The sequence below is a fragment of the Aquidulcibacter paucihalophilus genome (assembly GCF_002105465.1).
GTDB classification, from domain to species: Bacteria; Pseudomonadota; Alphaproteobacteria; order Caulobacterales; family Aquidulcibacteraceae; genus Aquidulcibacter; species Aquidulcibacter paucihalophilus.
This window is the reverse complement of sequence record NZ_NCSQ01000041.1, coordinates 1-23176: the sequence shown is the minus strand read 5'-3', so window position 1 is coordinate 23176 and position 23176 is coordinate 1. Positions and strand designations below refer to the sequence as shown.

Annotated in this window: 24 protein-coding genes; 12 read left to right on the top strand and 12 right to left on the bottom strand. The window is 56.3% G+C overall.

Annotation, left to right across the window (positions count from 1 at the left end; translation table 11 throughout):
- Nucleotides 1–4 precede the first annotated feature (4 nt).
- Genes B7364_RS03920 through sufC form a run of 6 tightly spaced genes read right to left on the bottom strand, consistent with a single transcriptional unit; the run spans nucleotide 5 to nucleotide 4348 of the window.
- The gene (locus B7364_RS03920; RefSeq protein WP_198534023.1) at nucleotides 5–361 is read right to left on the bottom strand and encodes a TfoX/Sxy family protein; all 357 of its coding nucleotides are present in this window, start codon (nucleotides 359–361) and stop codon (nucleotides 5–7) included.
- A gap of 2 nt (nucleotides 362–363) precedes the next feature.
- Nucleotides 364–753 (bottom strand): HesB/IscA family protein, encoded by a 390-nt coding sequence (locus B7364_RS03915; protein ID WP_085338635.1) that lies wholly within the window; start codon nucleotides 751–753, stop codon nucleotides 364–366.
- 9 nt (nucleotides 754–762) lie between these two features.
- Entirely contained in the window at nucleotides 763–1137 is a 375-nt protein-coding gene (locus B7364_RS03910; protein ID WP_408606322.1) for a DUF59 domain-containing protein, read from the bottom strand.
- A gap of 39 nt (nucleotides 1138–1176) precedes the next feature.
- Nucleotides 1177–2421, bottom strand: coding sequence for an aminotransferase class V-fold PLP-dependent enzyme (locus B7364_RS03905; RefSeq protein WP_106407550.1), 1245 nt, complete (start codon nucleotides 2419–2421; stop codon nucleotides 1177–1179).
- Nucleotides 2418–3602 carry a Fe-S cluster assembly protein SufD gene (gene sufD, locus B7364_RS18100; RefSeq protein ID WP_085338632.1) on the bottom strand — a complete coding sequence of 395 codons (1185 nt, stop codon included), beginning with the start codon at nucleotides 3600–3602 and terminating at the stop codon, nucleotides 2418–2420. The genes B7364_RS03905 and sufD overlap by 4 nt, the downstream gene beginning before the upstream one ends.
- The gene (gene sufC / locus B7364_RS03895; RefSeq protein ID WP_085338631.1) at nucleotides 3602–4348 is read right to left on the bottom strand and encodes a Fe-S cluster assembly ATPase SufC; all 747 of its coding nucleotides are present in this window, start codon (nucleotides 4346–4348) and stop codon (nucleotides 3602–3604) included. Before sufC ends, sufD begins: the two co-directional genes overlap by 1 nt.
- A gap of 131 nt (nucleotides 4349–4479) precedes the next feature.
- Here sufC and B7364_RS03890 point away from each other — a divergent pair, with 131 nt between their 5' ends.
- A complete protein-coding gene (locus tag B7364_RS03890) occupies nucleotides 4480–4800 on the top strand; it encodes a type II toxin-antitoxin system Phd/YefM family antitoxin (protein WP_085338630.1) in 321 nt (106 codons plus the stop codon).
- Nucleotides 4801–4802: 2 nt separating this feature from the next.
- Nucleotides 4803–5183 carry a type II toxin-antitoxin system VapC family toxin gene (locus B7364_RS03885; protein ID WP_085338629.1) on the top strand — a complete coding sequence of 127 codons (381 nt, stop codon included), beginning with the start codon at nucleotides 4803–4805 and terminating at the stop codon, nucleotides 5181–5183.
- Between the two features lie 5 nt (nucleotides 5184–5188).
- On the opposite strand, the gene B7364_RS03880 is transcribed toward B7364_RS03885, so the two are convergent.
- Genes B7364_RS03880 through B7364_RS03865 form a run of 4 tightly spaced genes read right to left on the bottom strand, consistent with a single transcriptional unit; the run spans nucleotide 5189 to nucleotide 8679 of the window.
- Nucleotides 5189–5572, bottom strand: a complete 384-nt coding sequence (locus B7364_RS03880) for a VOC family protein (protein WP_085338628.1) — start codon at nucleotides 5570–5572, stop codon at nucleotides 5189–5191.
- Nucleotides 5569–7035 carry a Fe-S cluster assembly protein SufB gene (gene sufB / locus B7364_RS03875; protein WP_085338627.1) on the bottom strand — a complete coding sequence of 489 codons (1467 nt, stop codon included), beginning with the start codon at nucleotides 7033–7035 and terminating at the stop codon, nucleotides 5569–5571. The genes B7364_RS03880 and sufB overlap by 4 nt, the downstream gene beginning before the upstream one ends.
- 16 nt (nucleotides 7036–7051) lie before the next feature.
- Complete coding sequence (locus tag B7364_RS03870) at nucleotides 7052–8203, bottom strand: cysteine desulfurase family protein (RefSeq protein WP_085338626.1); 1152 nt, start codon at nucleotides 8201–8203, stop codon at nucleotides 7052–7054.
- A complete protein-coding gene (locus tag B7364_RS03865) occupies nucleotides 8203–8679 on the bottom strand; it encodes an Rrf2 family transcriptional regulator (protein ID WP_085338625.1) in 477 nt (158 codons plus the stop codon). Before B7364_RS03865 ends, B7364_RS03870 begins: the two co-directional genes overlap by 1 nt.
- A gap of 152 nt (nucleotides 8680–8831) precedes the next feature.
- On the opposite strand from B7364_RS03865, the gene B7364_RS03860 reads away from it, so the two are divergent.
- Entirely contained in the window at nucleotides 8832–9503 is a 672-nt protein-coding gene (locus tag B7364_RS03860) for an alpha/beta hydrolase (RefSeq protein ID WP_085338624.1), read from the top strand.
- Nucleotides 9504–9553: 50 nt separating this feature from the next.
- On the opposite strand, the gene B7364_RS03855 is transcribed toward B7364_RS03860, so the two are convergent.
- Entirely contained in the window at nucleotides 9554–11767 is a 2214-nt protein-coding gene (locus tag B7364_RS03855) for a ComEC/Rec2 family competence protein (protein ID WP_085338623.1), read from the bottom strand.
- On the opposite strand from B7364_RS03855, the gene gltX reads away from it, so the two are divergent.
- The 9 genes from gltX to B7364_RS03810 all read left to right on the top strand — a co-directional run bounded on the left by gltX (nucleotide 11766) and on the right by B7364_RS03810 (nucleotide 21586).
- On the top strand, nucleotides 11766–13205 hold the full coding sequence (gltX, locus tag B7364_RS03850) for a glutamate--tRNA ligase (RefSeq protein WP_085338622.1): 1440 nt from the start codon (nucleotides 11766–11768) through the stop codon (nucleotides 13203–13205). The two genes, B7364_RS03855 and gltX, sit on opposite strands and share 2 nt — an antisense overlap.
- 51 nt (nucleotides 13206–13256) lie before the next feature.
- Nucleotides 13257–14561, top strand: a complete 1305-nt coding sequence (gene gltA, locus B7364_RS03845) for a citrate synthase (protein ID WP_085338666.1) — start codon at nucleotides 13257–13259, stop codon at nucleotides 14559–14561.
- 134 nt (nucleotides 14562–14695) lie between these two features.
- Nucleotides 14696–15607: a hypothetical protein gene (locus B7364_RS03840; protein WP_085338621.1), complete on the top strand. Its 912-nt coding sequence runs from the start codon at nucleotides 14696–14698 to the stop codon at nucleotides 15605–15607.
- A gap of 80 nt (nucleotides 15608–15687) precedes the next feature.
- Nucleotides 15688–15909 (top strand): DUF2093 domain-containing protein, encoded by a 222-nt coding sequence (locus B7364_RS03835; protein ID WP_085338620.1) that lies wholly within the window; start codon nucleotides 15688–15690, stop codon nucleotides 15907–15909.
- An 86-nt stretch (nucleotides 15910–15995) separates the two neighbouring features.
- Nucleotides 15996–16781 carry a M23 family metallopeptidase gene (locus B7364_RS03830; protein ID WP_232780799.1) on the top strand — a complete coding sequence of 262 codons (786 nt, stop codon included), beginning with the start codon at nucleotides 15996–15998 and terminating at the stop codon, nucleotides 16779–16781.
- Between the two features lie 76 nt (nucleotides 16782–16857).
- Nucleotides 16858–17295 carry a DUF2946 family protein gene (locus tag B7364_RS03825; protein ID WP_085338619.1) on the top strand — a complete coding sequence of 146 codons (438 nt, stop codon included), beginning with the start codon at nucleotides 16858–16860 and terminating at the stop codon, nucleotides 17293–17295.
- A 64-nt stretch (nucleotides 17296–17359) separates the two neighbouring features.
- Nucleotides 17360–19666, top strand: a complete 2307-nt coding sequence (locus tag B7364_RS03820) for a TonB-dependent receptor (RefSeq protein ID WP_232780798.1) — start codon at nucleotides 17360–17362, stop codon at nucleotides 19664–19666.
- A gap of 9 nt (nucleotides 19667–19675) precedes the next feature.
- Nucleotides 19676–21043, top strand: coding sequence for a PepSY-associated TM helix domain-containing protein (locus tag B7364_RS03815; protein ID WP_085338618.1), 1368 nt, complete (start codon nucleotides 19676–19678; stop codon nucleotides 21041–21043).
- Between the two features lie 9 nt (nucleotides 21044–21052).
- Complete coding sequence (locus B7364_RS03810; protein ID WP_085338617.1) at nucleotides 21053–21586, top strand: copper chaperone PCu(A)C; 534 nt, start codon at nucleotides 21053–21055, stop codon at nucleotides 21584–21586.
- Between the two features lie 26 nt (nucleotides 21587–21612).
- On the opposite strand, the gene B7364_RS03805 is transcribed toward B7364_RS03810, so the two are convergent.
- Nucleotides 21613–22998 carry a class II 3-deoxy-7-phosphoheptulonate synthase gene (locus tag B7364_RS03805; protein ID WP_085338616.1) on the bottom strand — a complete coding sequence of 462 codons (1386 nt, stop codon included), beginning with the start codon at nucleotides 22996–22998 and terminating at the stop codon, nucleotides 21613–21615.
- Between the last annotated feature and the right edge of the window lie 178 nt (nucleotides 22999–23176).

The following is a 23176-nucleotide window of genomic DNA, read 5'->3' as shown; positions in this document are numbered from 1 at the left end:
ATTTCTATTTCTGTGCGCGGGCGGCAGCGTCGACGCCCAGTTTGGCCCAAGCCAAAGCTTCGTCTGCATCGTCAAACGCCGTTTCTGGCATCGCCCGATAGGATAAAGTGATGATCTCGCCTTCCCCTTTGTCATAATGAAAAGGTGGGCAATCATGGGCGTCAAATTTCGGATTATTGATACGATCAGCCTTCAGATAGATTTCATGATCGGCCAAAAGCGCAAACATGCGCCCATCATAATAGACACCCGCGCCGCCAAACATCTTGCGCACCCGAATATCGCCCAAGCCTGCGAACAAATCTTGGGCCGTTGCAATTAAAGCATCTAATTCCGGATTGGCTTTCGCCTTCTTAGCCAAAATCAGGCCCCAGACGTAGCAGGCACAATGGTTACGCTCTCACCGCATCCGCAAGCATCGGTTTCATTGGGGTTTTTGAAGACAAATTTCGAATGAAGCTTCGTTGTCTCCACATCGACCACAGAGCCGATCAGAAACAAAATAGCATTGGAGGCCACAAGAATTTTAACGCCCTTATCTTCCACCACTTCGTCTAAGGGATCGGGCGCATCGGCATAGGCCATGACATATTCCATCCCCGCACAGCCGCCATTCTTAATGCCGACGCGCAGATAAGGCTTTTCAGATTTGGCCATCACATCGCGCACGCGCTCAGCAGCAGCATCAGTCAGGCTTACCACCTGCGGGCGAGGGCGACGGGTTCGGGTTGGGACGAGCTCTGGCGAATTCATGCGTGCCACCTATAACATATTCAAAGCCAAACGGGCTTCATCGCTCATACGCGCTTGGGTCCAAGGCGGGTCAAAGGTCACAATGGCCTTGGCCGAATTGATCCCATCCACCGTTTTAGCCGCATCTTCTACCATAATTGGGAGTTCCCCGGCCACAGGGCAAGCAGGGGCGGTGAGCGTCATGTCGATATCGACATGGCCGCCGGCCTTGAGGTCAACCTTATAGATCAGGCCCAATTCATAGACATCAACCGGGATTTCTGGGTCATAGACGGTCTTGAAGGCTTCGATCAGATCATCCGTCAAACGGGCAATCTCCTCGGGCGGCAGGTCGGTCGGCTCCCGATCCGGCTGGACGATGGGTGGGCTGGATACATCCAACATATCTCTTTGGGTGGTGGTTTCATCGCTCATGGGTGGCCCTCACAGCAAAAAATCGCGCGCTTTGGCAAGCGCTTCGATAAAGGCGTCGACATCGTCAAAACTGGTATAGGCGGCAAAGCTCGCCCGTGCGGTAGCAGTCACGCCCAAGGCCTTCATCAAGGGTTGGGCACAATGGTGGCCCGCCCGAACTGCGACGCCATAACGGTCGAGAACTTGGGCCACATCATGGGGGTGAGCCCCATCAATGTTGAACGCAATGATCCCGCCCTTGCCCGGCGCGGTGCCATAGAGGCTGATCCCATTAATGCCGCGTAGCGATTTCATGGCATGATCCACCAAGGCCAGTTCATGGGCGTGCATGGCCGCTTGATCTTGCGCCATCATCCAATCAACTGCCGCGCCAAGGCCTACCGCTTCGGTAATCGCGGGGGTGCCGGCTTCAAACCGGAAGGGCGGCACATTATAGGTAATCAGCTCTTTGGAGACGATCTCAATCATCTCGCCACCACCTTGCCAAGGCGGCAGACGGTTCAGCGCCTCTGGTGTGCCATGAAGAGCGCCAATTCCTGTCGGCCCATAGATTTTGTGGGCGGAAAAGACATAGAAGTCAGCCCCAATGGCTTGCACATCAACCTTTTGGTGCACGACACCTTGACAGCCGTCGATCAGGACTTGCGCGCCAACGTGATGGGCGAGAGCCACGATTGTCGCCAAATCCTGCACACATCCCAACACATTCGACATATGGCTGATTGCCACCATTTTGGTGCGTGGACCGATGAGGGCAGCCAGTGTGTCCATATCAAGTGCGCCTTGTGGCGTGATGGACGCCCATTTCAAGATAGCACCGGAGCGCTGCGCTGCCATGTGCCACGGCACGATATTGGCGTGATGCTCCATCTCAGAGATGACAATCTCATCGCCAGGTTTAAGGCTTTGGCTAATCCCTGCGGCGACCAGATTGATGGCCTCGGTCGCGCTTTTGGTGAAGACAATCTCATCCGCACTTCCGGCATGGATGAAGCGCGCAACTTTGGCGCGCGCATCTTCGAACGCTTGGGTTGCTTCATTGGCTAAGGTGTGTAGGCCGCGGTGCACATTGGCGTAAGACGTGCGCTGGAAATCCGCCATGGCGGAGATGACGCTTTCAGGCTTTTGCGCGCTGGCGGCACTATCGAGATAGACCAAGGGCTTGCCATGGATCTGCCGCGTCAGGATCGGGAAGTCCGCCCGGACTTTGGCGACATCAAAGGCAACAGATGGGGTTGGGGTTTGGGCGTTCATGGTGCACGTCCCTCCAGCCATGTCCGCGCCAATCCTGAAAACCACGTGCGCACGCCTTCGTGGTCGATGGCATCAAATACCTCTGTCACAAAGGCCTCGACCAAGAGGGCTTTGGCCTGCGCCGCGGGAATGCCGCGCTGACGCATATAAAACAGGGCCTGATCATCCAGCGCACCAATGGTATTACCATGGGCGCATTGGACATCATCGGCGTAAATCTCAAGCTCTGGCTTGGCGTCGATTTCCGCCCCTTCGCTTAACATAAGGGCATGGTGATTTTGCCGCGCATCTGTTTGTTGGGCAGCGCGCTCAACGAGGATTTTGCCTTGAAAAACGCCGCGCGCTTTGTCTTGCACGGCTCCTTTGAACAATTCCCGCGTCTGCCCATGGGGACTGGCGTGAACGACCTTTGTGGTCATGTCGGCATGGGCCTGGCCGGAGAGCAAGTACGCGCCATGGATCAAGCAGTTTGCCCCTACCCCTGCCAAAACAACTTGGGTTTCGGCGCGCGCAAGCTTGCCGCCAAACACCAGCGAAATCGCGTGATAGCGCCCTTCTTCTGCGACGGTGACGATAGCTTGTGTCAAATCAATCGCGCTTAGCTTGCCATCCTGCAGGCTATAGCGAACCAATTCCGCATTCTGGCCGATTTCAATCTCGATGAGGCCTGTTGACAGACCAGCCGTCGCAAGCCCCGTATCAACCAAGTTCAACCGTGTACCTGCATCCATCTCAACGCGAACGCGCATCGGCGCACCTGGATGGCGGCGCAACACGACGGGTCGACTTTGGCTTGCTGTCACTCGCAAAACCACCGCGCGGGGTGCAAAGCCAGCTGCGAGCAACGCCAGAGGGCCTGCCCCCTCGATCGGCAAACTGTCTTCGGTCTCAATAATCAGGCCCTGATCTTTTTCCCCTTCAAGCCCAAAGCCATCAGGGGCAAAATCCAACACCAAAGCGTCTTGCAGGCAGTCTGGGATCAGGCCCGCCGACCCATCCGCTTCGGGCTTGCCCTCTGAAAGGGCAGCGCGAACATCGGTCCATTTAAAGGCTTCCACGCGGCGGTTAGGTAAGCCTGCCGCACCCAGATAGGCCCGCGCCGCCTGCCCGGCCTCTGTCGGTGGGAAAGCTTCTAACAGCGCGGTTTCACCCGATGAAAGCTTCAATTCCGCGAAAGCCATCAAGCGGCATCCTTGTAACGATCATAGCCATCGGCTTCGAGGGCGAGCGCCAATTCAGGCCCACCACTATCGACGATGCGGCCACCTGCTAAAACATGCACACGGTCTGGCTTAATGTGGTCCAATAAGCGCTGATAATGGGTAATAACCAGCATGCCCTTATCAGAGCCGCGCAAGGCGTTCACACCTTCAGACACCACTTTAAGCGCGTCAATATCAAGGCCAGAATCGGTCTCGTCCAAGATCATGAAACGAGGGTCCAAAAGCGCCATTTGATAAATTTCCATCCGCTTCTTTTCACCGCCCGAGAAGCCAACATTCAAAGGTCGCTTCATCATGTCGGGCGTGACGCCCAATTTCTTGGCGACCTGGCGCGACAATTTCATAAAGTCCGGCACGCTGACTTCGCCCTCGCCGCGCGCTTTGCGCTGGGCGTTCAAGGCGGTGCGCAAAAAGGTCAAGGTCGGCACACCAGGGATTTCAAGCGGATATTGAAACGACAGGAACAAGCCTTTTGCCGCGCGCTCTTCTGGAGCCAGATCCAACAAGTCTTCGCCATTGAGGGTTGCACTGCCACCGACAACTTCATAGCCATCACGCCCCGTCAGCGCGTAGGACAAAGTCGATTTACCTGCCCCATTGGGGCCCATGATCGCATGCACTTCACCGGCCGGCACGGCAAGCGTGAGCCCTTTGATGATCGAGGTGTCGCCGACTTCGACTTGCAGATTGTTGATGTTCAACATGAGAGGGTCTTTCTGGTGGGAGGATTTTCGGAGCTTAATTTGCGGATCGACTGGGTCACGACATAGCTCCAGCACGGCTCAGTTGGACCAAGTTAATTGACCAAGTGGTCGATTTTTGGTACATAAGCTTCATGAAAACCGTGATGAATGTGGCTGAAGCAAAGGCGAAACTCTCAGAACTGATTGAGCGGGCAGAACGCGGCGAAGCCGTTTTCATTGCGCGCAAGGGGAAAGAGGCGGTCAGACTGATTTCTGCGGATGGACCGGACTTGGCCAAGCCAAGTCGAGCCAATCTTTTTGGAAGGCTTGCCCATCTAGGGCCGATCCCGGAAGACGCCTTAGAGCCCGAACCATTGGATGCTTGGTTCAGCGAGCAAGCGATCACAGGCTTTGAGCCTGCCAAACAAATGGGCGTGGCCGAAGCTTCCAAGCCGTTTACCCCCAAAGGCTGAGCGTGGCTTATCTGCTCGATACAAATGCGATCTTGTTTGGGCTGTTTATGCCGGACAGGATTAAGCCTTCCATTCGCGCTTTGATTCAAGATCCGGCAAATCGGGTCTGTGCAAGCGTTGCCAGCATCTACGAGATCAACTTCAAATTCGCGCTTGGCAAGCTCTCGCTTCCGGTTGATTTCGACATAACTGCCCATTTGGTCCAAGCCGACATCGAGTTGCTCTCGATCACTCCATTTCACGCTGCTGCTGCCAGTCGATTGCCCTTGATCAATCGCGATCCGTGGGATCGGTTGATTGCGGCCCAAGCGCGCAATGAGAGACTGACCTTGATTAGCTCGGACAAAGCGATCCAAGCTCTTGGCGTGGAAACCCTTTGGTAAAAACGCTAACATGATGTTGCCTCCCCAAGTGGCTTGAGGATTTCAATCCGATTGCCGAATGGATCATAGAGGAAGGCACGAATATGGCCGGGGAGTTCGTCGTCATGTTTGACCTTGAATCCGCGCACTTGTGCTTGGTTGGCAAGGCCAGCCACATCGGCGACGCGAAACGCGACGTGGGCCTTGTCATTAGCGCGAAAATCTTGCTCCACTCCCAAATGGACCTTCACGCCGCCCGATTGGTACCAAGCCCCACCACGCGCAGCCATGGACGCAGGCTTTGGCACTTCGGTTAGTCCCAACAGATCGGCGTAAAACGCACGCGCGACCGTTTCGCCACCCACAGGGATGGCGATTTGTACATGGTCGATGGCAGTGATGGTGGTCACCCCACACTCCCCTCAAGGCTGATTGCGACCAGCTTTTGGGCTTCTACCGCAAACTCCATGGGCAGTTCTTGGAGAACTTCGCGAACAAAGCCATTGACCAATAGCGCCACGGCATCTTCGGTTGGCAGGCCACGTTGGCGGCAATAAAACAGTTGATCCTCGCTTAAACGGGTCGTCGTCGCTTCATGTTCGAACGTGGCGTAGGGCGTTTTGGCTTCCACATAAGGCACGGTGTGGGCACCGCATTGATCGCCAATCAAAAGACTGTCGCATTGGGTGAAATTGCGAGCACCCTTGGCCTTTGCGTGCGCACTGACCAGACCGCGATAGGTATTGTTGCTTTTGCCCGCCGAAATACCCTTGGAGACAATGCGCGACCGGGTGTTCTTCCCCAAATGGATCATCTTTGTGCCGGTATCGGCTTGTTGGTGGCCATTGGTGATGGCGATGGAGTAAAACGCCCCTTGGCTTTCATCGCCGCGCAAGATGCAGGATGGATACTTCCATGTAACGGCAGAACCTGTCTCCACCTGCGTCCAGCTCACCTTGGAGCGCGCACCCCGGCAATCAGCACGCTTGGTCACGAAATTATAGATTCCGCCTACACCATTTTTGTCGCCTGGATACCAGTTCTGCACGGTGGAATATTTGATCTCGGCATCATCAAGGGCCACCAACTCAACCACGGCGGCATGGAGCTGATTTTCATCGCGCATCGGTGCTGTGCAGCCTTCCAAGTACGAGACATAGGCCCCCTTGTCGGCGATGATTAATGTGCGCTCAAACTGCCCCGTATCAGCGGCATTGATCCGAAAATAAGTCGATAATTCCATCGGGCAGCGCACACCGGGTGGGATGTAGACAAAGGTGCCGTCGGAAAAGACCGCACTATTAAGCGTGGCGTAAAAATTGTCCGTCACGGGCACCACTGTACCTAGATACTGCCGCACGAGGTCTGGATATTCTTTGATGGCCTCAGACATAGAGCAGAAAATCACGCCCGACTTTGCCAGCTCCTCCCGGAACGTGGTCGCCACCGAAACGCTGTCAAAAACAGCATCGACTGCAATGCGCGGCGCCCCTTTAACCCCTGCCAAGACCTCTTGCTCACGCAAGGGAATGCCGAGCTTTTTATAGGTTTCCAAAATCTCAGGATCGAGATCATCCAAGCTATTCAGCTCAACCTTGGCCTTTGGCGCGGCATAATAATAGGAATCCTGGAAGTCGATGGTGGGATAGTTTACCATGGCCCAACTTGGTTCTTGCATGGTCAGCCAGCGCTCATAAGCCGCCAAGCGCCATTCCAACATCCACTCAGGTTCGCCCTTTTTGGCCGAAATATAGCGCACAATATCGGTATTCAGGCCTTTGGGAGCCATTTCCATTTCGATATCGGTGACAAAGCCATGCTCATACTCAGCAATGCTTTCAACGGTTTCGATGGTTTCTTTTACTGCGGGCATTGGGTTAGGGTGCCTTTCAGGCGGCTTGGGTGGAAAGCGCGCAGCCAGCGCGGGCTGCAGCTTGTAGATAGAGTTCGGCGAGGCGGGCACCATCTTCGATGCGGCTGGACCAGCCAAAACTGACGCGAATAGACGAGGCCGCGGCTCTGTCACTATAGCCGCACGCTTTCAGAATGCGGGACATTTTAACCTTACCCGACGAACAAGCAGAACCTGCCGAAACGGCAGCCCCAGCCAAATCCATGGCCATGACTTGGCGGGCACCTTCCCAACCATCGACCAACACACACGAGGTGTTGTTTAGGCGACGGACCCCGTGACTGACAAAGTCAACATCTCGCAACGTTGTGGCAACCGCCAATTCAAAACCATGACGGGCTTGCGAGGTTAAATCTTGAAAGGCCAACACCGCCTCGTCGCGGCATGCAACCGAAGCCGCAGCGGCAAAGCCTGCAAGTGCAGCAACGTTTTCAGTTCCACTGCGGGCACCCCGTTCCTGTCCACCACCAGCACGACTGTTGACGACTTCAATCCCCGGAGCGGCGACGAGAGCACCCGCCCCCATTGGTCCACCAATCTTATGAGAAGACACCACTAGCCAGTCCGCAAGCCCCGCAAATTGGCCAACAGAAACCTTGCCCAAAAGCTGGACTGCGTCACACAATAATGCACCGCCCGCAGCACGGACGCGTGTTGAAATCGCATCTATGCGTTGGATGGTGCCGGTCTCATTATTGGCACCTTGCGCGATAACCAAGGGTTGGCCGCCATGAACCCTGAACGCATGATCCAACCAGTCGACATCAATGAGTGCACCATCATTGACCGGGATGATTTGCGCATCTGGCCATAATCTTTGCGCATAGGACCAGACTGCATCATGCTCGACAGCTGAAACATAGATCGGGCCAAAGCCCATGCGCTTGGCGCTCTCCATTGCAAGATGCAGGGCTTCGGTAGCTCCGCTGGTAAAAGTCACGGCATCCGGACCGCATTCCAAAGTGCGGGCCAAGCTTTCTCGCGCGTCTTCTAAGGCACGCTTGGCCGCGCGGCCTTCGCTATGGACAGAAGAAGCATTGCCGCCAAGATCCAAGACACGCAGCATCGCATCCCGCGCTTCGGGTCGAAGCGGCGAAGTTGCATTATGATCTGCGTAGAGGCGAACCATTATTCGGCTGCGGCGCGGTTAAAGTGAGCCAGTTGATCTGCTTTGCCGGGCAATTGGCGCGCCAACACATCAGCCAAAGTAACCGCCCCTAAGAACTGACTAATGTGACGCGACAGCTCGTCCCACAAATCATGTGTCATGCAACGGCGGTTGCCACTGAGGCAGCCGGCACGCGTGTGGGCATCGCAGCGTGTTACCTTCAAGGGTTCTTCAACGGCGTGCATAATGGCACCAATGGAAATCTGTTCGGGTGCGGCGGCCAAGCGATAGCCACCACCGGGACCACGGGCACTTTCAACAAGTCCGCGTCGGCGCAGACGCGCGAACAATTGCTCCAAATAGGACTGGCTAATCTCCTGGCGTTCGGCGATTTCGCCCAAATTGACCGAACGCGCGCCAGAGCCTACTTCAGGGCTATTCAGCGCCAAATCCACCATCGCCATCACAGCGTAACGTCCCTTGGTCGACAATTCCATTGCGGCAGTCCTTTCAGCGCTTTTTCCACACTTTGCAGCGCCATTGCGGAAAATCTTGGCTTTTTGATATAGGCCTATGATACGAGCCCGTTCCGGTCTTCTACTGGACCTAGTATTCCCGACCTCATAGGTCAAGAATTAAACTGAGCATCATGGCTGAACTTATCCTTACCGGCGCCGCTGGGCGTCTCGAAGCCCGATACAATCAAGCAGAGTCGGAAAATGCTCCGATCGCTTTGATCCTTCACAACCATCCCAAAGCTGGCGGGTCGATGCAGGACCGCGTGACCGTCATGTTGCATAAATTGTTTGTCGAACGTGGTTTTTCTACGTTGCGCTTCAATTTCCGCGGCGTGGGTCGCAGCCAAGGCAATTTTGATAATGGCCAAGGCGAATTGTCTGACGCGGCCAGTGCGCTCGATTGGCTGCAAGGCCAGAACCCAGTGGCCCCAGTGACGTGGGTCGCAGGCTATTCCTTCGGCTCGTATATCGCACTGCAACTCCTGATGCGGCGACCTGAAATTGATGGCTTCATCACCGTTGCGACACCGGCCAACCACTATGACTTGTCGTTCCTAGCTCCCTGCCCTTCATCTGGCATGATGTTTTATGGCTCTAACGATCAAGTCTCGCCCCCTGCCGATCTAGAGCGTTCAGCTTCTAAGATCCGCACGCAAAAGGGCGAATTGGTGGAATGGGAAATGATCGAAGGCGCTGACCATTTCTATCGCAATGAGCTGGACCTCTTGCGGGAGCGGGCCGCCACCTATCTCGACCGTCGCCTTGCGGAGCCGCGCAAGATTGCGCCGCCGCCGCGCCGCTAGATCTCGCGCTACACGCCAACAAAAGACCTGAGTGCACCGCGCTCAGGTCTTTATTCTTCGTGGTTTAGCAAGAGCGGTTCTGCGCCTTGGTCGACCATATTCGCGTCGCCGATAGGCTTGGCCCACGGCCCTCGCCTTGGCGGAGCTGGATAGAAATAAAGCCGCCAGCCATCCCGCATCAACAGGGCACCACCGGGAATATCACCGCGGCCAAAAGCATAGGACGTGCCGTTAAAGCTAATTCCAAGGACACCACGTCCGCGCCCTGCATAGACATAGCGGGCTTCCCAATCGCCTTGCCCAAGCCAGCACGTCCGTTTCAGCCGATGTTCGCCTTCAGGCAAGAGGCGCGCGGCCTCTTCCGGGGGCACGCCCGCTTTATCCAACAAGCGCGTCGCATCAAATCGCCCGCCTGAGGTGCGACAGAGGCTGGGGGGTGCATCGTGGGGTGTCGCTAAAATCGCCCGGCCCTCTGGCCCGATCCAAGCAACTGGCTTGGGGCCTAAAGCCCAAATCATCAGTCCAGCAAGGATGGCAAGAACCGCCAAAAGTCGCAACCAAGATCGCCAAAGCGTCAACCACAAGATCGCCAAGATTAAAGTCACCGGGGCGGTTGCATGTGTCCAGGCGATATCGGCATTGGCACCGGGCAATTCGGCGATCCAACGCGCGATCTTCAAGGTGATACTCAAGCCCGCTGCCGCTGCCTGCCAAGCCCAATCATCAAGGCCAAAGGGCGCAAGGCTTGCTGCAAGCGCCGACATAGGGGCCACCCAAAAATCAAGGATCGGGGCGGCCAACAAATTGGCTGGTAGCGACCAAACCGACACCCGCCCAAAGGTCGCTGCAGAAATAGGTGCGGTCGCAAGCCCCGCTACCACACTGGTCGCTGCAGCCCCGCCAACCCAAATGGCCACACGCCGGACCACGCCAATCTCTGGACTCCCTTCTCGCTGCCGCTCCCATAATTCCCACATGGCAACCAAAGCCGCGGTTGCCAAAAAACTCATCTGAAAGCCCGGATCGATGGCGCTTTCTGGCAGGGCGACGAGGACACAGATGGCTGCGATAGCAAGACCGCGCATCGAGATCGCCTTGCGGTTCAACAAGATTGCGCCAAAAGCGATGGCGGACATGATGAAAGCGCGAACGGCCGGGGCCTCTGCCCCCGTGAAGACGCAATAGGCCCCGGTAAAGATTAAGGCGAAAACGGCTGCAATCTTTCGGGCATCAAGGCGCAAAGCCAGCACCGGAAAAAAGGCAACCAGCTTCCAAACCACCAGAAAAATCAAGCCACCAAGTAAGCCGACATGCAGCCCTGAAACAGAAATCACATGGGAGAGACCCGAGGCTTGCAACGCTTGCACATCTGCATCACTCAACCACGCCCGATCGCCTGTAGTTACAGCGGCCAAAAACCCGCCACCGTCACTGCGTGTCGCCTCGACAATAGAGCGGGCCGCTTGCGCCCGCCACAATGCGAGGGTGAATTGGATCGAGTGGGCAACCGACGCATCAGACTCGATCACCGCGCAAGGTTGAAGCGCATAACCAACACCGCCTAAACCTTGAAACCAAGCCCGCCGCGCATGGTCATAGGCACCAGGCACCACTGGACCGGGGGGCGGCCTCAAAATAGCTTGGCACCGGACCTTTTGACCAGGCTTTGGCGGCTCGTCTTGGGCGAGGGCGATGCGCACATAGTGCGGGGTCGCGTCCCTGCGTGTCTGTGAGAGCGAGTCGACCAACAACTTGGCGCGCCAAGCCCCCCTTTGCGTACGGTCAATCTGTTCGACAAAGCCGGTGACCGTCACAGGGGTTTTGACCTCTGAAACCCGCGGGGCTTTAGCCGCTTCGGCCCGCAACAGACCGGCAGCCCCACCACCCAAGCAGGCCGCCGCAAACAGTGCCACAAGGCCAAGACCAAACAAGCCCTTAGATACACTGATGCGATTGGATTTCTGCGCAATCACAACACAGAGGAACCACAGACCCAAAGCAAGAAACGTCGACACAACCCACGCTAGGGCCGGATCATCAGCCCGAACCGAACAGGTTGCCCCGGAGCCACAGGCAAAGCCAACCGGCAGCCACAAGACCAGCCGATCGCGGTCTTGATCGGCAATTTCCTGTAACCGATCCTGCATCCAAGTGCGTAGATCACTTTCACCTTCACGGTGGCGTGTTATGAGGCGGCTGAGGCCAAGTTGATTGGCCTGTTTCGTCCTGTGATTTGCCTCTTTTTCAGAAGCCCAAGCCATCATGCATGCTCCTACCGAAACGACAGTTCACACACACGAAGCCACTGGCACCCATGTTGTGACGCGGTTCGCGCCATCGCCAACGGGCTACCTCCATATTGGAGGGGCAAGGACGGCATTATTCAACTGGCTTTATGCACGAAAAGCAGGTGGCAAATATCTGTTGCGGATCGAAGATACCGACCGCGAGCGTTCGACCGATGCGGCGGTACAAGCGATTCTGGATGGCCTTGCATGGCTGGGCCTAGAAGCCGATGGCCCACCCCTGTTTCAATTTGCCCGCGCAGACCGCCACAGAGAAGCCGCCGAAAGCTTAGTAGCCTCCGGCAAAGCGTTTCGTTGCTATTTGAGCCAAGACGAAGAAGCCGCCCGGAAAGAAGCCGCGCGGGCCCAAGGCCTTGCCTTCCGTTCACCGTGGCGCAACCCAGATCATGGCACCCCGCCCCAGGGAGCCTCTTTTGTGACCCGCCTGCGGGCACCGAGCGAGAATGAATTCATTCGCGTACAGGATAAGGTTCAGGGTGTGGTGACAACCGCTGGTCGCGAGATTGATGATTTCATTCTCCTTCGTTCAGACCAAACGCCAACCTATATGTTGGCCGTTGTGGTGGATGATCATGATATGGGTGTCACCCATGTCATTCGGGGCGATGACCATTTAACCAATGCCGCCCGCCAAACGGCCTTGATCAACGCTTTTGGCTGGCAGGTTCCAACCTATGCCCACATCCCCTTGATCCATGGCGATGATGGCAAGAAGCTGTCAAAGCGCCACGGGGCTTTGGGTGTCGAAGAATATCGCGACATGGGCTATCTTCCTGAAGCCATGCGGGCCTATTTGTTGCGCCTTGGCTGGTCCAAGGGTGATTTAGATATTGTCAGCACCGAAGAAGCTTTGGAGCTGTTTGATCTTGAAGGGCTGGGCAAAAGCCCCTCGCGACTGGATTTTGCCAAAATGGGCAGCGTCAACGCCCATTTCATGCGTTTGGCCGATGACCACCGCTTGGTGGCTCTTCTGCGCGAACATGCAGCCCGTGCTGGCAAGCCTGAGATAGCCCAGTCGGACCACGACCTTGCCATTGCGATGGCCCATCTCAAAGACCGGGCCAAAACCCTGCCCGAGCTTTATGACCAATTTGGCTTCATCCTCGCCGCCCGCCCCTTGCCGCGCGACGAGAAAGTGCAAAAGACACTCTCGCAAGAAGCCCTCGGCCGGATCGCGCGCCTACATCCTATCTTGGCTGCTCTTGCGGACTGGCATCATACCGAGATCAAAGCGACGTTGGATAAATTTGCTGCAGCAGAGGGCATTGGCTTTGGCAAAATTGGTCCCCCCCTGCGCGCTGCACTGACGGGTGGCCTTCCAGCACCAGATTTGGCAATCGCCTTAGAGCTATTAGGCAGAGATGAAAGCTTAGCGCGTCTTGGAGACGTGATGTAAACTTCTGTCGTGGAAACTGTGGTTACAAGCAAAACACAAGAGGGCTTAAATATGGAAAGCAAAGCAGAACCAAAGGGTACCGCTAAACTTGATTTCGAAGGCAAAGTGATTGACTTGCCAATTTATGGCGGTGCCACCGGCCCTGATGTGATCGATATCCGCAAACTCTATGCAGAGACCGGTGCCTTTACTTACGACCCAGGCTTTACTTCTACCGCTTCGTGCGAAAGCCAGATCACCTTTATCGATGGCGACGAAGGTATTTTGCTGCATCGCGGTTATCCAATTGACCAATTGGCTGAGCGGTCGAACTTCCTGGAAGTGGCTTATCTTTTGTTGGAAGGCCATCTGCCAAACCAAAGCGAGTTTGATAAGTTCAAGCATGACATCACCTATCACACGATGTTGCATGCCCAGTTCGACCGCTTCTTTGAAGGCTTCCGTCGCGATGCGCACCCCATGGCGGTCATGGTTGGCACCGTGGGGGCCTTGTCGGCCTTTTACCACGACAGCTTGAACATTGATGACCCTGTCCAGCGCAAAATCACCCAGCACCGCTTGATCGCCAAGATCCCGACCATTGCGGCACGCGCCTATAAATACTGGTTGGGTCAACCCTTTGTGACCCCGCGTAATGAATTGAGCTATGCGGCTAACTTCCTGCGCATGTGCTTTGCCGTTCCTGCCGAAGACTATGTCGTGAACCCGGTGCTGGCCAAAGCGATGGAGAAAATCTTCATCCTGCATGCCGACCACGAACAAAACGCCTCGACCTCGACCGTGCGCTTGGCGGGTTCTTCGGGGGCCAACCCCTTTGCCTGTATCGCGGCCGGGATCGCATGTCTGTGGGGTCCTGCCCATGGCGGGGCCAATGAAGCCGCCCTCAACATGCTGAAGGAAATCGGCCATGTCGACAATATCCCTGACTTTGTTGCCCAAGTGAAAGACAAGAATTCGGGTGTGCGTCTGATGGGCTTTGGCCATCGTGTGTACAAAAACTATGACCCCCGCGCGAAAGTGATGCAGCAGGCCTGCCACGAAGTGCTGGCCGAAGTTGGCGTGAAGGACGATCCGCTTTTGAAAGTCGCCATGGAGCTTGAAAAAATCGCGCTGAATGATGAGTATTTCGTCAGCCGCAAGCTCTATCCCAACATCGACTTCTATTCGGGCATTACCTTGAAGGCGATGGGCTTCCCCGTGGAAATGTTCACCGTGCTGTTTGCTCTGGCCCGCACCACGGGCTGGATCGCCCAATGGGACGAGATGAACAGCGACCCCGCCCAAAAGATTGGTCGCCCTCGTCAGCTCTATACCGGGGCCACCCAACGCGATTATGTGCCCATCATTAATCGCTAAATTTTACTCCTTCAGTTTGAAACGCGCGGGCCAAAGGCTCGCGCGTTTTTGTTTGGGCGATCTGCTTCTGGTTGACAAAGACTAAGCGCTGCCTAGAGTAGTGGGATAGATTTTTTTTAAATTTGGAGTATGTTATGGCAAAGCCATGGATTTCCGCCTTTGCTTTAGTGGGTGCAAGCTTGGCCCCAACATTCTCAACCGCCCAAAGTCAGCAGGCAAATCTGGCGCGCTGGGAGGATTACATTTCATCGGCAAGCACGCTTGGTGGCCCGACCGAGCGCGACATGGCCAAGTTCAATAACGAGCTATCAAAGACGGGCCGGTGTGCGGTCGCCACGATGCGAAATTTGCCGCCATCGGAAACCACCGGCCAAGAACAAAGAATGATTGCGGCCTATGATGGGCAGTGCACTACGGGCGTAGGTGCCGTTGTTCTGACTTTATGGACACAGCCGAGAAAGGGCGTTTGGGAAAGACACAATCAATGGGTGACCTCCAGCTTGGAGAGTAATCTTTTGCTCGTGTCGAAGGACATCAATCCTGAATTAGATCAGGTCCGCCGGTTTGAGACAGCTTTTCAGCTTGACCCGTTCCCGGCGTCCAAACTCCCGCCTTGGAGAAATGGAAAAATCACTCCTGATTTGCCTATGGGCCTGATATGGCGGGGCGGCATGGAGCGCGACCTCTACGAGGCGGTTCGAGATGGCGGTTATCCAGTTTACTGCGCTTATAGCTACACCATGACGTGCTTTACAGATCTTCCCGGCCGCAATACGAGCCAAACGCCTATTCTCGTCACACAAAACTATGCGATTATGTATGGAGCCAGAACGCCAGCTGCAGCTTTAGATGTTTTGCTCGGTAAAACACCCAGCCTCACGGCAGGCGAATTAGCTCTCAAGGAAAAAGCATTTGATGCCTTGGTTGACAAAGCGGCCAGGGATGCGGTGGAAGCAGCGATCAACCAAGGCACATTGCCCGATGCCACGCAATTGTCAAAAAAAACGGCAGGGACAGCAGAGACAACGCCGACAAAAAGGCGCTAAGGCCCATGATCCGTCTAAATAGGCTGTCGGGTTGCTTCAAACACTAGCACCAAAGGCAAAGTTCGCCTAAAGTGACACACATGCTTGATCATCTGAATTCTTTTGGCGATGGTGCCGCCCAAGTCCATTATGGGACGCCCGAAATTAGCATTGTGCGGCCGGGGAAGTTTGTGCGCTGTGCGGTGACAGGCAAGCCCATCCCGCTAGAGGATTTACGTTATTGGTCGGTCGAACTGCAGGAAGCTTATGTGGATGCAGCAGCGGCGACGGCGCGCTGGAAACAAGTGAACGCCCGCGCCTAAATCTCAACACCAATCTTGCCAGACGAACCCTTGTCTTTGGTGGGCTCTTTGGCCTGACGGGCCTCTCAAGCGGGTGTGACCGAGCTTTGGCCCAATCCCCTGAATCCTTTCATTCCCCCTTGCCATTCAGCTTTTCCGGTACCCCGCAACAATCGGGTGTTGTGATTGGTAAGACCGTACCGGGGGCCAAGATTGACGCCAGTGGCATTGCTACCCAAGCCGATAGCGATGGCCGGTTTGTGATGGGCTTTGACCGCGACGCCCCCTCCCAAGCCTTGATTGCGATTTCGCTAGGCGACACGATTGCCCGCTTTGGCCTTGAAGTTGCCCCGCGCGCCTATCCGGTCACCAGCGTTAGCGGCCTTCCCTCTGCCACGATCGACCCCCCGGCTGAGGCCTTAGCCCGCATCGAGGCTGATGCAGCCCTGAAGCGTCAGGCTTTTGACAGCAACAATCCCATCGCGCGGGGCTTTGAAGAAACCTTCCGCTGGCCCTTGGATGACGTGCGCATCACAAGCCCATGGGGCGCAACCCGTATGCTGAATGGCCGAAGCCAACGCCCTCATTTCGGCATTGATCTGGGCGCCCCCCGAGGCACGCCAATCTATGCCCCGGCCAGTGGCTTTGTCGTGCTAGCAGAGCCTGACATGCATTTTGAAGGCGGCATGGTGGCGATTGATCACGGCCAAGGCCTGATCACCACCTATCTGCACCAAAGCGCTTTAGCGGTTGAGGTGGGACAACGTGTCACACCGGGTACTTTAATCGGCTATGTCGGCTCGAAGGGTCGCGCAACAGGGCCGCATTTATGCTGGAGAATGCGGTGGCGTGGCCGCAATTTGGACCCCAGCTTGCGGGTCCAATCCGCCTGATCCTCTGGGCTTGCTGACGCAAGCGTGAGTGCCAATCGGGCTGGACATTTGCGCTCAGCCTGCCTAGCGAGGCCCTATGCGCCGCAGCTCTGCCACAACCTCTTGGCTGAATAAGCTCCACCTAATGGTGGGGTTGCTGGCGATTGCGATCAAGGTGGCCATACCGGCTGGCTTTATGGTCGCTCCCCAAGCTTTGGCTGCGGGCCTGACCCCCATTGTGCTCTGTACGGCTCAAGGCAATGTCACCGCCTTTATGAATAGTGATGGGCAAATCGTGGCCCATGGCGAACAAGGTCACGCCGGTGACGGTCAAGATCTTCCGGGCGGCCATGACGGCCATCCCTGTACCTTTGCCGGCCAAGGCACCGCGCTGACTGCCCCCTCGGCAGCCAGTGTTGCTGTGACGTTTGTGGCCACGAGGAAGGTCGCTTCCGATCTAGAGCTCATCGTCGCCCCGGGCCTAGGCCTTGCCGCCCCACCACCACCCAAGACCGGTCCACCCCTCCAAGCCTGAGACCTCTCTCCGCGCCGATGGCTTGCCATTGGCATGCCTGTGATTCTCACCTTGGAACGATACCATGACCTCCCTGTTTAAAGCGCCGCGTGGGCGCAATCTGCTTATGAGTAAGGCCCTGTTGGCCGCAACCTGTCTGTCGACCCCCAGTGCTCTATGGGCGCAGGACACAGCGACCACAGAAGCTGAAAAACCAACCGAAACCATCATTGTGGTTGGTCAACGCGAGACCCCGATTACGGTGGTGCCGCGAGGCCTGTCGGTCTCGCTCGGTAGGGCTGACTTTGAAGCCATCAACGCCATCAATGTCGAAGACTTAATGAAATATGCGCCAAACTTCTTTGTCCGCAAACGATTTGCTGGCGATGATAACGCTGTGGTGGCCTTGCGCGGGGCCAATACGGTTCAAAGCGCGCGAACCATTGTGATGGTGGATGGCTTTTTGGTCTCCAACTTCCTCGGTAACTCCTTCTCTTTCTCACCCAAATGGAATGTGGTTGGCCCGGCCGACGTGCGCCAGTTCGACATTGTCTATGGCCCTTATTCTGCCCGCTATGGCGGCAATTCCATGGGTGGAGTTGTCTCGATCACCACCGAAGAGCCCAAAAAGACCGGGGCCTATCTGAACGCTCAAACCATGGTGATGCCGTTCAAAGAATATGGCTTTGATGAAACCTTCACGGGCTATAGCGTGGAAGGTGGCGGCACTTATGTGGCACAGGATGGCAAGCTGCGCGTGCGCGCGGGGTTCCGCCGGTTCGACAATGTCGGCCAGTCCATGACCTATAATCTTTTGACGCCAGCAACAGGAACCGCTGCTGCGACGAGCGTAACCGGTGCCTTTGTCGATCCTGAGCTGGCAACCCCGGTTTTTGGTGCGGCTTCGCCCGTGGATGTGGTGCAAAACCAGGTGCGCGTGCGGGTAGCTTATGACTTTGCTCCAGGTTGGACGGCAGATGCGATGCTGTTTGGGTGGACGACAGACCAAACCTTGGCCGACACACGCACCTTCTTGAAAGATGCCAATGGAACGCTGGTCGGCCAAGGCCGGGTGCGATTTAACAACCAGATCTGGAATGCCACGGGTCTAACCTCGTCTCTTTTTGAACGCACAGAATATCTGGCGGGCCTCAAGCTTACAGGTCATTTGGCGGGGTGGGATATGCGCACCAATCTATCGCGCTATTGGATGCCGATTTGGAATACCAAAACCTCACGCGATTATCTGACGGGCCAGTCCAATGGGGCGGGCACCTATCAGGTTCAAGACAATCCAGGTTGGTATGCCGCCGATATCACTTTTGACCAAAGCTTTGGTCGGCATAACCTTGGTTTTGGCCTGAATGCCAATCGGTACGAGACCGCCCAAAACACTTTCAACACCACCAATTGGCGTGCGGCCAGTGGCCAAACCTTTGCCTCCGCCACGGCGGGTAAGACCGAGTCCTTCGGGCTTTGGGTGGAGGACGCCATTGACCTGACCGACACACTCACCTTGACCCTGGGCGGCCGGTATGACCGCTGGCGAGCCTTTGACGGCTCGATTGCCCGCCAATCGGGTACGACGCGGCTGGCAGACACCTACCCCAATCGCACCGATAGCGCGTTTAGCCCAAAAACGTCGATCCAAGCCGAAATTGTCGAGGGCATTGTGGTGCAACTCTCGCTGGGCAGCGCAACCCGCTTCCCCACCGTCGGTGAATTGTTCCAAGGCAGGATCGATGACATCACGCGCGAAATCGATCCGCAAAGCTTTGACCCCAATCTGCGGCCCGAGCGCTCTACGGACATGACCCTTATGGGCCGGGGCCAGCTGGGCCCGATCCAAGTCACGGCCAGTGCCTTCTATCAGGATATTGAGGACGCAATTTTCTCCTTTAGTGGCCTCAATCAATTTGGCACGGTCGTCTCGCGCTTTAAGAACGTCGACCTCGTCACCCAATCGGGTGTGGAGCTGATTTTCGAAGCCAAGGACCTGTGGGTGGATGGCCTCGACATGAATGTCAACCTCAGCAAAATGGACGCAACCACCGTGCGTAATCTCGCCAATCCAGAGACGGTAGGCAAACGCTTCCCCCGCATTCCAGAATGGCGGTCGAGTGGGAACTTCCGCTACAAAATCAGTCCGAAATGGCGCGCGTCGCTCGGCTGGCGCCATGCGACAACCCCAACCTCCGATCTCTTCGGCAGAGAAGGCAGTGTCTATGGCTTCCAAACCGAATATTTTTTCCTCGATACCCGCTTGACCTATGACGTGACCGACAAGGTCCAGTTCAATTTCGGGATCGACAATCTCAATAACGACCAAGCCTATGTCTCGCACCCGCTGCCCCAGCGGACCTTTGTGTTCGACGTGAAGCTGAAACGGTAGGAGACCCAGATGACTGACATCGCATCGCCTCTTCAATCCGCGCCATCCGTGCCAGAAAAACGGGCCCGCCTCTATCGCATGCTCTGGCGGTGGCACTTTTATGCAGGCCTCTTCTGCATTCCCTTCATCATCCTCTTGTCGATCACCGGTAGCCTTTATCTGTTTAAACCCCAGATCGAGGCAGCCCTGGATAGGCCCTATAACAATCTGGTTCTGACCGGGCCTACCGCCCCTGTCAGCCAACAAGTCAAAGTCGCCACAGCCCAGATTGAGGGGTCGAGCCTCAAATCCTATCGCTTGCCCGACGGGCCTACCGACGCCGCCCAAATACTGGTGACCAAGGGTGGGGTGGATACGATTGTCTATGTGCATCCCACGAGCCTAGAAGTCCTTAAAACCATCCCCCGCGAAGAGCGTTTGATGGCAATTGTGCGTACGATACACGGAGAATTGCTGATGGGGGATAATGGCTCGCTGATTGTTGAGCTGGCAGCTTCATGGGCGATTGTGATGGTGGTCACGGGGCTTTATCTGTTGTGGCCCCGAACCGCCCAAGGCGTGCGCGGGGTCTTGATCCCACGCCTCACGGCCGGGCCAAAAATTTTTTGGCGCGACCTACATGCCGTCACCGGGATGTGGGTATCCTTCTTTGCCATCTTCCTGCTCATCACCGGCCTGCCGTGGACCAATGTGTGGGGCAAGGGCTTTGACATGGTGCGAGATCTGACGGGAACGGCTGCCATCTCCAAGGACTGGACGCAAAGCCGGGCTGCTGAACGGGCCGCGACCGCAGAGGCCTTTGCCCATCACGGCCATGATGCCCCTTATTATGTCGCCAATGTCGATGACATTGCCGCCAGTGCGCGAGCGGCTCGGCTTGCCCCTCCGGTCAGCATTACCCCGCCCAACGCGAAAAATCCTCATTGGATGGCGCGATCTATGGCTGGCGACCGCATCAGCCGCGTTGAAATCGCCTTTAGCGCCCAAGACGGAAGCGAAGTGCGCCGCGAGGGGTTTGGCGACAAGCATGTGATTGATCAGGCTGTCGGCATCGGGATTGCGGCGCATGAAGGCCAGTTATTTGGCCCATTGAACCAAGCCTTAGGCGTCCTCACAGCCTTGGGTTTGGTCGTTTTGTCGGTGTCGGCTTTTGTGATGTGGCGCAAGCGGGCACCTTCTGGCGTGTTGGGCGCACCGCCCCCGATTCCCGACCAGAAGATTGGTGTGGGCATTGGTCTTTTGATCTTGGCCTTTGCCCTATTCCTGCCGGTGCTTGGAGCGTGCCTCTTCTTGATTGCGCTTCTCGAGCGGCTCATTTTGAGCAGGCTTCCCATTACCCGCCGCTTTCTGGGCCTTACCCAGCCCGCCCCCCTTTAGGAGGAATTGATGACCTTATCTGTTCGAGCTTTACCCCTTATTTGGATTGCCATTGCCGGCTTGACTGCGTGCGAGCCCGCCAAGACGCCCCCTGCCCCGATGCAGGCAGTCGCCAAAATTGACGGGGTGGAGGTTAGTGAGCCACGTCTGCGTGTGCCGCCCAATGGCCGCGATGTTACGGCCGGCTATCTTACCCTCACCAATGGCAGTGATCAGGTCCAAAAGCTGGTAGCAGCCACCAGCCCAAAAGCCGAGCGTATTGAGCTGCATGCCCATCTCAAAGGGGCCGATGGCATGGCGCAAATGCGCCAAGTGGAACAGGTCGAAATCCCCGCCAAAGGCACAGCTGTCTTGGCACCGGGCGGCCTACATCTCATGGTGTTTGGGATCAAGACCCCCCTAAAACCGGGCGATAGCTTTCCGGTCGAATTGACCTTTGAAGGCAATCGCAAAGTCAGCTTTGCCTTGCCCGTGGTGGAAAACCCAGCCCAAAAGACCGAAGGCGATCAAGACCATCATGGCCAAAGCGGCCATCAGCATTGAAGCCACCTCGAGCAGCAGGGCTTAGACTAAAGCCCTGCTGCCGCCAAGCGGCGTTGTTGACGGCCTTCGCGCAGGCCGTTGGCAATGGTGAAGGCCAGCTCAATCGCTTGGTCGGCATTCAGGCGCGGATCGCAATGGGTGCGATAGCGGCTCGACAAGGATTCCTCCGTCACAGGCGTTGCCCCACCCGTGCATTCGGTCACATCATCGCCGGTCATTTCCAGATGGACGCCGCCCGGATAGGCCCCTTCGGCGCGGACAATATCCATGAAATCATTGACTTCACTCGCCACCCGCTCAAACGGCCGCGTCTTATAGCCAGAGGCGGTTTTAAGCGTATTGCCATGCATGGGGTCTGACGACCACACCACACTGCGGCCGGCTTCTGTAACTTTGCGGACCAATTTCGGCAAGCCAGCAGCAATTTTGTCAGAGCCAAATCGGGCGATTAGCACAATACGGCCCGCCTCATTCTTGGGGTTCAATTTGTCGAGCAGGGCCAAAAGCTCGTCCCCATCGAGGCTTGGGCCACACTTGACGCCAATGGGATTGGCAATGCCTCGGCAGAATTCCACATGCGCATGGTCCAGCTGGCGCGTCCGATCCCCAATCCACACCATATGGGCAGAGGTGTCATAATAGGCCCCCGAACCAAACAATTGGTCTTGCCGCGTCATAGCTTCTTCATAGCCTAACAAGAGGGCCTCATGGCTGGTGAAGAAATCGACCGTATCGGTGGCAATGCCTGCAGGGCCACTCAGACCCAAACCATCCATAAACTCAAGACTTTCCTCGATCCGGTGGCACAATTTCACATATTCAGCAGACGCCTTGCCCTGCTTCTTGGCAAATTTCAGGTTCCAACGATTGACGTTTTCAAGGTCGGCATAGCCACCGGTTGCCAGCGCGCGCAGCAAGTTCAAGCTCGCCGTGCTCTGATTATAGGCTTCAACCAAGCGCTCAGGATCGGGGATCCGGCTTTCTGGGGTAAAGGCTGCACCATTGATATTGTCACCGCGATAAGATGGCAGGCTGACGCCATCCATCACTTCGGTCGGCTCTGAACGCGGTTTGGCAAACTGGCCTGCAACACGGCCAACTTTCACCACATGCTTGCCACCCGCAAAAGTCAAAGCGACCGCCATTTGCAAAAAGACGCGGAAATAGCGGGTGATGCGATCCGCTTCAAACTCTGCAAAGCTCTCGGCACAATCCCCACCCTGCAGCAAAAACGCCTCGCCCTTAGAGACGCGTGCAAGCTCTGCCTTCAGCTTCTCAATCTCAGAAGCCACCACCAAGGGCGGCTTCTTGGCCAAGCGCTGCTCCACCGCCAGCAAGGCTGCCGGATCGGGATAGTCGGTTGGGATGTGGCGGGCAGGTAATGCGCGCCAGGATGAGGGCGTCCAAGTCATATCTAATTTCCAGTGGAAAGGTTCACACCGTCATAGCCTTAGGAAGCGCTTTTGTCGAACTTAGGCACCAGTTTGACTGCACACACCTTTTGCCCCGCGAGGAAGAGACCTCCGGGGGTTTGGCTTTGCCCTTGGGTTAAGGGCAGAGGGGCCGGGGCGCGAAGAGCGCGTCACTTAA